This is a genomic window from Pantoea sp. SGAir0183, assembly GCF_043545505.1.
In genome coordinates this window covers 257,274-269,055 of record NZ_CP028053.1, presented here as the reverse complement: position 1 = coordinate 269,055, position 11,782 = coordinate 257,274, and the positions used below count along the sequence as shown (strand labels likewise).

The 11,782-nt window shown below is 58.2% G+C and carries 10 protein-coding genes; 1 reads left to right on the top strand and 9 read right to left on the bottom strand.

Annotated elements, in window-relative coordinates; translation table 11 throughout:
- Positions 1 to 55: 55 nt before the first annotated feature.
- From C1N59_RS01235 to C1N59_RS01225, 3 genes are all read right to left on the bottom strand, one after another.
- Positions 56 to 394 carry a hypothetical protein gene (locus tag C1N59_RS01235; protein WP_006121127.1) on the bottom strand — a complete coding sequence of 113 codons (339 nt, stop codon included), beginning with the start codon at positions 392 to 394 and terminating at the stop codon, positions 56 to 58.
- Positions 395 to 424: 30 nt separating this feature from the next.
- On the bottom strand, positions 425 to 1,768 hold the full coding sequence (locus tag C1N59_RS01230) for a cation:proton antiporter (RefSeq protein ID WP_006121128.1): 1,344 nt from the start codon (positions 1,766 to 1,768) through the stop codon (positions 425 to 427).
- Between the two features lie 61 nt (positions 1,769 to 1,829).
- Positions 1,830 to 3,038 (bottom strand): MFS transporter, encoded by a 1,209-nt coding sequence (locus tag C1N59_RS01225; protein ID WP_394550204.1) that lies wholly within the window; start codon positions 3,036 to 3,038, stop codon positions 1,830 to 1,832.
- Between the two features lie 94 nt (positions 3,039 to 3,132).
- Between C1N59_RS01225 and C1N59_RS01220 the strand changes: the two genes are divergently transcribed.
- Entirely contained in the window at positions 3,133 to 4,065 is a 933-nt protein-coding gene (locus C1N59_RS01220; RefSeq protein WP_325992866.1) for a LysR family transcriptional regulator, read from the top strand.
- 60 nt (positions 4,066 to 4,125) lie between these two features.
- Here the strand turns inward: C1N59_RS01220 and C1N59_RS01215 are convergent, their stop codons facing one another.
- The 6 genes from C1N59_RS01215 to kdpF are packed head-to-tail and all read right to left on the bottom strand — an operon-like array spanning position 4,126 to position 11,772.
- Entirely contained in the window at positions 4,126 to 4,629 is a 504-nt protein-coding gene (locus tag C1N59_RS01215; protein ID WP_006121131.1) for a TIGR00645 family protein, read from the bottom strand.
- A 54-nt stretch (positions 4,630 to 4,683) separates the two neighbouring features.
- Positions 4,684 to 7,359 (bottom strand): two-component system sensor histidine kinase KdpD, encoded by a 2,676-nt coding sequence (kdpD, locus tag C1N59_RS01210; RefSeq protein WP_054632914.1) that lies wholly within the window; start codon positions 7,357 to 7,359, stop codon positions 4,684 to 4,686.
- Between the two features lie 13 nt (positions 7,360 to 7,372).
- Positions 7,373 to 7,942, bottom strand: a complete 570-nt coding sequence (gene kdpC, locus C1N59_RS01205) for a potassium-transporting ATPase subunit KdpC (RefSeq protein WP_394550202.1) — start codon at positions 7,940 to 7,942, stop codon at positions 7,373 to 7,375.
- Between the two features lie 10 nt (positions 7,943 to 7,952).
- Positions 7,953 to 9,998, bottom strand: a complete 2,046-nt coding sequence (kdpB, locus tag C1N59_RS01200; protein WP_054632913.1) for a potassium-transporting ATPase subunit KdpB — start codon at positions 9,996 to 9,998, stop codon at positions 7,953 to 7,955.
- A 2-nt stretch (positions 9,999 to 10,000) separates the two neighbouring features.
- Complete coding sequence (kdpA, locus tag C1N59_RS01195) at positions 10,001 to 11,683, bottom strand: potassium-transporting ATPase subunit KdpA (protein WP_033738293.1); 1,683 nt, start codon at positions 11,681 to 11,683, stop codon at positions 10,001 to 10,003.
- Positions 11,683 to 11,772 (bottom strand): K(+)-transporting ATPase subunit F, encoded by a 90-nt coding sequence (gene kdpF, locus C1N59_RS01190; RefSeq protein WP_033738296.1) that lies wholly within the window; start codon positions 11,770 to 11,772, stop codon positions 11,683 to 11,685. The genes kdpA and kdpF overlap by 1 nt, the downstream gene beginning before the upstream one ends.
- Positions 11,773 to 11,782: the final 10 nt, after the last annotated feature.

Sequence of the window (11,782 nt, the reverse complement as noted above, 5' to 3'; positions counted from 1 at the left end):
AAAATCCATTAAAAAACGCGCCATTTTAGCGCGTTTATTGACGATTTAACTGCGGTTAATCTTCCTGCTGGAACTGCGTCATCACCGTTTGCTCACACTGCTGCGTATTTTTACGCAGTTTAGCGCGCTCTTCGTCACCCAGCTGCAGCCATGCGCTGGCGACTTCATTCGCCAGTTCCTCGTCAAATTCAGGTTTATTGAAGGCGGAAGAGGACTGCGATCCTGCGACGCTGGATTTCATTTTTTCGACATACTGATCGGCTGTCGATACGCTTTTTTCACTGCTCACGATGTGACACAGCTGGCTGGCGTAAGCACTTTGTTCCGTGTCGTCTGCCGCCAGCGCACTGCCAGAGGCCAGTACGCTCAGCAACAGTATCTGAGATATCTTCATCGTCTTCTCCTGTTATCAGTTAACCCACTTTCATGACTGGCGCTGCTTTGCATCCAGTCGGGCCTGGCGCCAGTTTAGCAGCGGCGTTACCGACACGCCGTGCACCACGATGCTGCATACCACCAGCGTCAGCGCCATATCAACCATCATCGTTGCCTGCGAGCCGCCCATACCATGGACCCAGGCAAACGCAATATAATTAAGACTACCTATACCGCGAATCCCCAGCCAGCCGATGAGCAAACGGTGAGGAAGCGATACGCCGCAGCGCAGCGTGACCAGCCATACGGCGAGTGGCCGGACGACCACAAACAGCAACAGGCCGAGCATCACGCCCTGCATGTTCCAGTGATGGGCCAGCGTCACGCCGAGGACCACCATCATTGTGGCCGCCAGTAAACGCTCAATAGTATCGCCAAAAGACAGCGCGTCGCCTACCACTAAACCGACCGATTTCACCATACCGCTACCGTGTTGCTGTAAACGCTGGTTGGGATTGACCAGTGCTTCCGCAGGCAGCACCCGATCGTCATCCGGCATATCATCAGGCTGATAACGTTTGAACACACCCAGTTCAGCCCGACGTAATCCCAGGCCTGCCGCAAAGGTAGCCAGAAAGCCCGACGCGCCCAGCGATTCAGCAAGGGCATAGCTCAACGCAATGAGCGCCAGCGCCAGAAAGTCATTGGGTGCGACATCACCATGCGCATGACGAAGCCGTGCGGCCAGCAGGCCGACTAACCGCCCCAGACCAAACCCCAGCAGAATGCCGCCGCCAATGGCCCACACCACATCAATGGCTGCCCAGCGTGCCAGCATGCCCGTGCCCAGACTTTCACCGTTAAACAGCAACAGGGCCAGAATGAGTAACGGCAGCGCCGAACCATCATTCATGCCCGCCTCACTGGATATCGCAACGCGCAGGGCATCATCGTCCTGCGCATCGCTGACGGAAATCAGGCTGGCCAGCACAGGATCGGTGGGCGCAACAATGGCACCAAAGGCCAGCGCAATCGGCCACGACAGCCCCACCAGCCAGTGAGACAGCAGCGTCATTGCGGCGACCGTCAACAACATGGCCGGAAACGCCAGCAGGCTGCCCGCGCGCCATTGCCTGGCTTTCAGCGGCAGACGCAGCTTGAGCCCGGTGATGAACAGCGACGCGGCCATCGTTATCTCGGTAATATGCGCGACCAGTTCAGCATGGCGGAGGATATCGATTTCAATCACATCAAATCCCCACGGCCCACAGGCGATCCCGGTTAATAAAAAAAGACCAAAAGAGGTCACGGGGCCGCGGTGGATCCACCCTGATGCCAGCGACATTAATAACAGCAGACAGCCCGTCGCAGCTGTCCAGGCAATGAAGTTCATAACGCACCGTTTTAATTGAGTTTATGACTAAGCCTGGCACATTTGCTGGCGGGCGGAAGAATCAGTCCCTGAGGTGACGACTGGCGAGGCGGATTAACAGGCTGACAGCGGCGGCAACGGTGGATAACACGACAACGCCATTCCAGCCCCAGTGCGCCAACGCCAGGCTACCCAGTGCCGCCCCACTGGCCATACCGATAAACACCACGGTAAACAGCAGGGCATTTAGCCGGCTACGCGCCTCGGGAACCAGACCGTAAATCAATGTCTGATGGGCCACCAGCGTGGCCTGCACGCCTAAGTCAAAACCTATTGTGCTGATAATAATGACGGCCAGTTGAGCAGACAGCGGCAGGAAAGGCAGTAAAAACATCAGCGCGAAAGAGAGCGTCACCAGACCGGCACCAAACTGGGTGACGCGCGCCGGGCCAATACGATCCGCCACGTTCCCGGCCAGCGGCGCCGCCAGCGCGCCTGCCGCCCCTGCCAGACCAAAAGCACCGGCAATGGCACTGTCAAAATGGAAGCGGTCGCTAAGCATGATCGCCAGCGTTGACCAGAACGCACTAAAACTCACGGAGAGCAGTCCCTGTGCCAGCGCCGCACGCCGCAGGGTTTGATGCGCACGCCATAAGTGCACCAGTGACAACAGCAGGCGGGGATAGCTTACCGACGTACCCGGCGTAAAGCGCGGCAGTACGCGCCACAGCGTCAGGCTGATCAGCAACACGGCCACAGCCGCAATCATGTACATGGTGCGCCAGCCAAAATACTCCGCCACCACACCGCTAACGACACGGGATAATAAAATGCCGACCAGTAAACCCGTCATCACCGTGCCAACCGTTTTACCCCGGCTGGCCACCGGGGCGAGCGCGGCCGACGCCGGAACAATGTCCTGCGCCACGGTCGCCGTCAGGCCGGTGATAAAACTGGCGATAAGCAGTGCGCTGATGCCGCCGGAAAAGCCGCACAGCAGAAGCGCCATGACTAGCAGTAACCCTTTGATTAAAATAATGGTGCGACGATCGTGACGATCGCCGAGCGGGGCCAGCAGCAGGATCCCCAGCGCATAACCCGCCTGGGTTAACATGGGCACCATACCGACGCTGCCAACGCTTATCTGGAACTGCTTGCTGATGATGTCGAGCATGGGCTGACTGTAGTAAATCGATGCCACGCTCAGACCCGCACCGGTTGCTAACGTAAAAACAAGGGGCGCAGGCAGGCGCTCAGTTGAATGCCGGTTCAGGTTGAGTACCACTGTCATAGTGAAATCCTCGAAAAAAGCGTGTGGCAAGTAAAGCCTGTTTTTGGCATACGCGGTAGACTGATAAAAAACAAAACGGTTATACGTGGGGCGCATGATCAATTTCAGCAATAACGATCGTATCGCATTGATGCATACCTTTATTCGCATTGTCGAAAGCGGCAGTTTGTCTGCCGCCGCAGTGCAACTTGGCTCAACGCAGCCCACTATCAGCCGTCGGTTGCAGGCGCTTGAGCACGGGCTCGGCGTGAAGCTGATATTGCGCACGACGCACGCGCTCAAGCTCACCGATGATGGCGAACGCTGTTATGCACAGGCACGGCAACTGCTCGCCACCTGGCATGCGCTGGAAGACGATTTAACCGGCGCAGGCAGCGATCCCGTCGGGACACTGCGGGTACGCGCGCCACATGCATTTGGTCAGGATCAACTGGTCGCCCCGCTGGTGGACTTTATGCGCCGCTATCCCCGTTTACGCATAGAGTGGATGCTGAACGACAGAACACCCGATTTTGTGGCCGAGAACGTTGACTGCGCCATTCAGGTCGGCGCGCCTACCGATCCTTCGGTCGTGGCGGTACTGCTGGCCGAAGTGCCGCGCATTGTTGTCGCGGCCCCTGAACTGCTCCGGCAGCATGCACCGATCACCCGGGTCGAACAGCTGGGCGCGTTGCCCTGGCTCGCGTTAACCAGCTTCTACCGTAACGAAATCGCGTTACAGCATCAGGACAAAGGTGAACCGGTGAATCTGCCGATCGCCCCTGTTTTAAGCAGCGACAGCCTCTATGCGGTACGCAAAGCCGCGCTGGCGGGCCTGGGGGCCGCCATCGTGTCGTCGTGGGTGATACAAGAGGATTTAGCAGAGGGCAGGCTGGTCCAGCTCATGCCGGAATGGCAGGCTCCGGCGTTACCGGTATGGCTGACCTATCCCTGGGCGAGCTATTATCCTGCCCGGCTGACTGCGTTTTTTGCCATGATCAAGGCGGTGTTGCCTCATCTGGCGGGGGCACGGCCGGCGTCAGGCTGACGCCGGCATCTCGCGGGAAAAGCGACGTCAGTCGCCGGCGCGGATAACGCGTGCCGTCGGTTACACGTTTTTCTTCTCTGCCCGCGACATGCTGTCCAGCCAGCCCATCACGAAGGCCGACAAAACGAAGGTCAGATGGATGATCACGTACCACATCAGCTTATCGTTTTCGACATTGCGCGCGTCCATAAACACCCGCAGCAGGTGGATGGAGGAGATAGCCACAATCGACGCCGCCACTTTGTTTTTCAGCGAGCCGGAATCCATCTTACCCAGCCAGCTCAGCTTCTCTTTACCCTCATCAATATCGAGTTTGGAGACAAAGTTTTCATAGCCAGACAGCATCACCATCACGAGCAGCCCGCCGACCAGCGTCATGTCCACCAGTGACAGCAACAGCAGGATCAGATCGTTTTCTGCAATGCTAAAAATGTTGGGCAACAGGTGAACAATTTCCTGGAAAAATTTGATGGTCAGTGCCAGTAATCCCAGCGAAAGTCCAATGTAAACGGGAGCCAACAGCCAGCGCGATGCATACATCAGGTTTTCGGTAAAACGTTCCATAATTTCCCAGTCATAAGCAGTAAAGTCGCGCATTATAACCGATCATCTGTGAAGTTATTTCAGCCCTTCAGGAGAAATTTCAGGTGCGGGCGGCAAGGGTAAAGAAAGGCGGAAACAGGCCCCACCTTCCGGGCGATTTTCCGCCCAGATCTGACCGCCGTGACTCTCAATGATGGTTTTACAAATGGCCAGTCCCAGTCCGACGCCAGGCACGGCCGACTCTTTGTCGCCACGCGAAAACTTATCAAAAATACGGGTCATGTCCTGTTCCGCGATGCCCGGACCGCCATCCCAGACGGCAATTTCCAGGCGGGCATGATCACACCAGGCGCGGATCCCGCGCGGCGCGCAGTTACCGGCGTATTTGAGGCTGTTTTCGATCAGGTTGGTAAACACCCGCTCCAGCAAGGTGCTGTCTCCCTTAATCAGGACGATATCCGCAGGCAGATCGAGTTCGACCGCCTTTCCTTTCAGCGACGGTGCCATGCTACTGAGCGCCCCGCCGATCACCTCTTCGAGAGCCAGCCACTCTTCCCGTAAATTCAGACCGCCGGACTGAATACGCGCCATATCCAGCATATTGCTGACCAGACGAATCGTGCTCAGGGTCTGTTCGCGAATCTGGCTGGCCTGGGGCACATACTTTGAATTATCACTGGCCAGGTCGAGCATCAGCATTTCCGCCTGACCAAACAGCACGGTTAAGGGCGTGCGTAAATCGTGAGACAGCGCCGACAACAGGGCATTGCGTAACTGTTCACGCTCGGCGGCCAGCCGCGAAGCCGCTTCACTCTGCGACAGCGCCAGACGTTCCAGCGCGTTCGCAATCAGGACGGTGAAGGTTTCTAACAGCCGCTGCTGTTCGGGAATCATCAGCTGGCGCACGTTTTCTGGCTCGACGACCAACAGCCCGCGACAGGATTCTCCTACCTTCAGCGGCAGAATCTGGTAGGGCACGGCCGGTAACGTGTCTGTGCCTGCGCCGGCTGGCTGACCTTTGCTGTAGCTCCATTTGGCGATAGCCCAGTCCGGTTCATTTCCCGGCAGCGCGTTGCCCAGGGTTTGCAGCTCGCCCTGCTCATCCGGCAGCAGCAGCAGAGATCGGGCCTGCAATGTGGCGTCGAGCACGCGCTGACTGGTGGCCGCGATATCCTCGGGTGTCAGACCGCTGCCCAACGATTTAGCCATTTCATACAGTTGCCGGGTGCGCTGTTCGCGATAACGCGCGACGCGTGCCTGGTAGCGCACGCCCGCCGTCAGGTTACCCACGATCACGCCGACCGCCAGCATCACGCCAAAGGTCACCAGGTACTGTAAATCGGAGACGGCAATCGTGCCTTTCGGTGCCACAAAAAACAGATCAAAGGCAATAATGTTGATGACCGTGGCGATCACGGATGGCCATCGGCCATAACGCAGGGCCACGATCACCACCGCCAGCAGGTAGATCATCACGCAGTTGGCCGGATCAAAGCTGATCAGCACCGATTGTCCGGCGGCGGTGACCAGAATACACAGCACCAGCGCCATCATGACGCCGCGCAACTGCATGCGCCATTTGTCGCTGTTAACCCGGTCGCTGGCTAAAGGATGCGGCGCATCCTGCATGGGCTCATTGAGTGCCACTACCAGCAAATCCAGATCCGGGCCCAGTTGCCCCAGCCGCTCAGCAAAACTGTCGCGTCGCCAGCGTCGCACGGGACGCCGTCCGGTCACAATCTTGCCCAGATCGTGTTCCCGCGCGTAGCGCAGCACCGCCTGAGCGTCGTCGGGATCGGAGAGCGTTGCCGTTTCCGCGCCCATCTCCTGCGCCAGTTTGAGCGTCCGCAAAATGGCGCGGCGACGGGCCTCCGGTAAGCGGTTGAGGCGCGGCGTTTCAACATAGACAGCATGCCATTCGCTGCCGAGCCGGGCGGCCAGCCGTGCCGCCGTACGAACCAGTTTCTCGCTGCCCGTATCGTCTCCGATACAGAGCAAAATCGCGTCGCGCGTGTGCCAGACCTTGTCCCGTCCCTGGCTGTCGCGCCAGGCGCGCATCTGGTCGTCTACCCGATCGGCCGTGCGGCGCAGTGCCAGCTCACGAAGCGCAAACAGGTTGCCTTTGCGGAAGAAATTTTCGATGGCCCGCTCGGCGCGATCGCCAATGTAGACCTTGCCCTCTTTCAGGCGTTGCCGGAGATCGTCAGGCGGCAGATCCACCAGCACCACTTCATCGGCGCTGTCAAAAAACGGGTCTGGTACGGTTTCACGCACCTGAATGCCGGTAACGCCGCCGACCACATCATTCAGGCTTTCCAGGTGCTGAACGTTCACTGTGGTCAGCACATCGATGCCCGCATCCAGGAGTTCTTCAATATCCTGCCAGCGTTTGGGATGTCGCGAGCCTTTCACGTTGGTATGAGCCAGTTCATCCATCAGGATGACCGCCGGATGACGTGCCAGCGCGGCATCCAGATCGAATTCAGCATGGCGGGATCGGCCGGTAGCGCGACGCGGCAGCACCACCAGTCCGTTAAGAAGCTGGGCCGTTTCCGGCCGCTCGTGGGTTTCCACCACGCCGACCAGCACGTCGAGTCCCTGGGCACGGAGCCGCTGCGCCTCCTGCAGCATGGCGTAGGTTTTCCCTACCCCCGCACAGGCACCAAAATAGATCTTGAGCTTACCGCGATGGCTGTCACTGTTGGCCTGTAACAGCGCATCCGGATCGGGGCGCAGCGGTTCGTGATTCATAGCGTCCTTTTACTTATTTAAGATCGTTCAGCGCCAGATTGAGTTGCAGCACATTCACCGTGGGTTCGCCGATAAATGGGAGCAGCGGACGTTGGGTCAGGCTGTCCACCAGCGCATCCACTTTCGCCAGCGGCAACTGACGGGCCGCCGCCACGCGCGGTGCCTGCCACAGCGCTGCCTGTGGCGAAATCTCTGGATCAAGCCCACTGGCTGAACTGGTCACCAGATCCACCGGCACCGGCCCATTGGCCTGCGGATTGGCTGCACGTAACGCGGCAACGCGTTCAGCCACCGCTTTGTCGAGTGCCGGATTACTCGCGGCCAGGTTACTGCCACTGGATGCCAGGGGATTATACGGTTTGTCGCCGGTGGCAGAAGGACGGCCCCAAAACTCGCCAGGCTGGCTAAAAGCCTGCCCAATAAGTACAGAGCCCCGTTCTTCACCTTCTACCTTTAACAGCGATCCGTTAGCCTGCCAGGGAAACAGCCACTGCGCCAACCCGGTCGTGAGCAAAGGATAAACTACGCCACATACAACCGTTAGCAGCAGCAGCAGAAAAATTGCCGGACGTAACTGACTCATTTTATTCTCCTCAGGCCATACCAAACAGCACAAGCAACATATCGATCGCTTTGATACCGATAAACGGCACCAGCAGTCCACCTAATCCATAAATCAGCAAATTACGGCGCAGCAGTGATGCGGCGCTTAATGGCCGGTAGCTCACGCCTTTTAAGGCCAGCGGAATCAGGAAGACGATTACCAGGGCATTAAAAATCACTGCCGACAGAATCGCGGAGGACGGTGAGTGCAGCTCCATCACGTTGAGCATATTGAGCTGAGGATACGTAGCCGCAAACGCCGCCGGAATAATGGCGAAGTATTTGGCTACGTCGTTGGCGATACTGAACGTGGTTAACGATCCGCGCGTCATCAACATCTGTTTACCGATATGGACCACTTCCAGCAGCTTGGTCGGGTTGGAATCCAGATCGACCATGTTGCCTGCCTCTTTTGCGGCCTGCGTCCCCGAGTTCATCGCGACCGCGACATCGGCCTGCGCCAGCGCAGGCGCATCGTTGGTGCCGTCGCCGGTCATCGCCACCAGGCGGCCTTCGGCCTGATACTGACGGATCAGCGCCAGTTTGGCTTCGGGTGTCGCTTCCGACAAAAAGTCATCCACGCCCGCTTCGGCTGCAATCGCGGCGGCGGTCAGCGGGTTATCACCGGTAATCATCACGGTTTTAATGCCCATTTTGCGCAGTTCGGCAAAGCGCTCTTTGATCCCGCCCTTGACGATATCTTTCAGCGCGACCACGCCCAGCACTTTCGGGCCTTCAGCGACCACCAGCGGGGTGCCGCCCGCACGGGCAACCTCTTCCACCCGGGCGTTTACTTCTGCCGGGAACGCACCGTGACTGGCTTCAATATGACGGCGCACCGCATCGACCGCCCCTTTACGAATCAGGCGGTTCTGCACGTTCACACCGCTCATGCGCGTCTGGGCTGAGAAGGGAATAAAACTGGCTCCCATGCTGCTCAGGTCCCGCTCACGCAGATTAAATTTTTGCTTCGCCAGGACCACGATACTGCGACCTTCCGGCGTTTCATCCGCCAGCGAGGCCAACTGGGCGGCATCGGCAAGCTGTTCTTCTGTGACGCCGGGGGCCGGTAAAAACTGGGTCGCCTGGCGGTTACCCAGTGTGATGGTGCCGGTTTTGTCCAGCATCAGCACGTCCACATCCCCGGCCGCTTCGACAGCACGACCACTGGTGGCAATCACGTTTGCCCCCAGCATTCGGCTCATCCCCGCGACGCCGATGGCGGAGAGTAAACCACCAATCGTGGTAGGGATCAGGCACACCAGTAACGCAACCAGCACGGTGATGGTCACCGGCGTACCGCCCCAGGCGGAGAACGGCCACAGCGTGACGGTAGCTAACAGAAACACAATCGTCAGGGACACCAGCAGAATCGTCAGGGCGATTTCATTGGGCGTTTTACGGCGCTGTGCGCCTTCCACCATCGCGATCATGCGATCCAGGAAGGTTTCGCCGGGGTTTGCACTACAGGTGATGACCAGCCAGTCGGACAGAATACGCGTCCCGCCGGTTACCGAGGCAAAGTCACCGCCCGATTCACGAATCACCGGTGCGGATTCCCCGGTGATGGCACTTTCATCAACCGATGCGCCCCCTTCGACCACCTCACCATCGCACGGGATAACGTCGCCCGCTTCCACTAATACCGCATCCCCTTTGCGCAGCTCATCGGCCGCAATCTGCTGCCATTTTGCACCGTAATGCGCAGCCGACAGTTTTTTCGCAAAGCTGGTTTTTTTGACGCCTTTCAGGCTGTTCGCCTGGGCTTTACTGCGCCCTTCGGCCAGCGCTTCTGCCATGTTCGCAAACAGCACGGTAAACCACAGCCAGACAGACACCGCGCCGGTAAAACTGGCGCTGCCGGTCTGATAGCCAGTAGACATCAGCACCGCCAGTACCGTGGTCAGGAGACTGCCCAGGTAGACGACAAACATCACCGGATTACGAAACTGAACGCGTGGGTCGAGTTTTTTCACGGCATCGATTGCTGAAGTGCGCAAGAGCGCTGCGTCAAACACCTGTTGTTGACGACTCATGATTAATGTCCCTGAATAAGTTGCAGATGCTCGGCTACCGGACCCAGAGCCAGAGCGGGGATAAAGGTCAGTGCGCCCACCAGCAGGACGGTGCCCACCAACAACGCGATAAACAGCGGACCATGCGTTGGCAGCGTCCCGTTACCGACCGGCTGAATTTTTTTACCGGCCATAGAACCGGCAATCGCCATTACCGGCAGGATGATGCCAAAGCGCCCCAGGAACATGCAGATGGCCAGCAAAACGTTCCAGAACGGCGTGTTCGCGCTCAGACCGGCAAAGGCACTGCCGTTGTTGTTGGCGGCCGACGATACGGCGTATAACACTTCACTGAAGCCGTGGGTGCCTGGGTTAGCCATACCGGCCCGGCCAGCGTCGGTCATCATGGCGATGGCTGTACCGATCAGCACCAGCGCGGGCGTCACCAGAATGGCAAGGGCGGTCATTTTCATTTCCCAGACTTCAATTTTTTTGCCGAGAAACTCGGGAGTACGGCCAATCATCAGTCCGGCGATAAACACCGCCAGCAACACGAACAGCAACATCCCATACAGGCCCGCACCGACACCGCCGAAGATCACTTCGCCCAGTTGCATCAGCAACATAGGTACCATGCCGCCCAGGGCCGTGAACGAGTCATGCATCGCATTCACCGCACCACAGGACGCGGCGGTCGTGATAACCGCAAACAGGCTGGAATTGAGAATGCCAAAGCGCGTTTCTTTTCCTTCCATATTGATGGCGCTGTCCGCGCCCAGCGTCAGGAAGTGCGGATTCCCGTTCACTTCCGCCCACATCACGAAGGCCGCCGCCACAACAAACATCAGCGTCATTGACCACAGCAGCATGTTGCCCTGACGACGGTCTTTCACACATTCGCCAAAGGCAAAGCACAGCGCGGCCGGTATCAGGAAGATACTGAGCATCTGCACGAAGTTGGTCAGCGCGGTGGGGTTTTCAAACGGGTGAGCAGAGTTCGCGTTAAAAAAGCCGCCGCCGTTGGTGCCCAGCATTTTGATGGCTTCCTGCGAGGCCACCGGGCCCATTGCCAGCGTTTGCTGCGCCCCATCCAGGCCGGTAATCGTCTGATAAGGCAGGACGTTCTGAATGCTGCCCTGGCTGACAAAAAACAGCGCCATCAGCAGACTGACGGGCAATAACACGTAAAGCGTCACGCGCGTCAGATCGCGCCAGGCGTTACCCAGGGTTGCAATCGAGCGATTCGCAAAGCCCCGAATCAGGGCAAAGGCGACAGCGATACCGGTCGCGGCAGAGAAAAAGTTCTGCACGGTCAGGCCCACCATCTGGCTGAAATAGCTCAGGGTGCTTTCGCCTGAATAAGCTTGCCAGTTGGTGTTAGTGACGAAGCTAATCGCGGTGTTAAGCGCCAGATCCCAGCTCAAGGCCGGAAAATGTTGTGGATTGAGCGGGAGCTTGTCCTGAAGCAGCAGTATAGCCAGCAGGAGGATCAGGCCGAACAGGTTGAACAGCACAATGGCCAGCAGGTATTGCGGCCAGCGCATATCGCCTTGCTGTACCCCGGCGACGCGCCAAAACAGCGCTTCGGCACGGGTAAAAAGGGGTTTGTCCGCCACCAGCGCTGCCAGACCACGTCCCAGCGGCTGTGCCAACACCATCAGCACCAGCAGATACACCGCGATCAGTAAAAATGCATTGGCCGCCATCAGAAGGCCTCCGCATTCAACAGGGCATACACTAAATAGCCCAGCAACAACACGACCAGCACAATGCCGGTTATCACGCCTGCACTCACAGCAACCTCC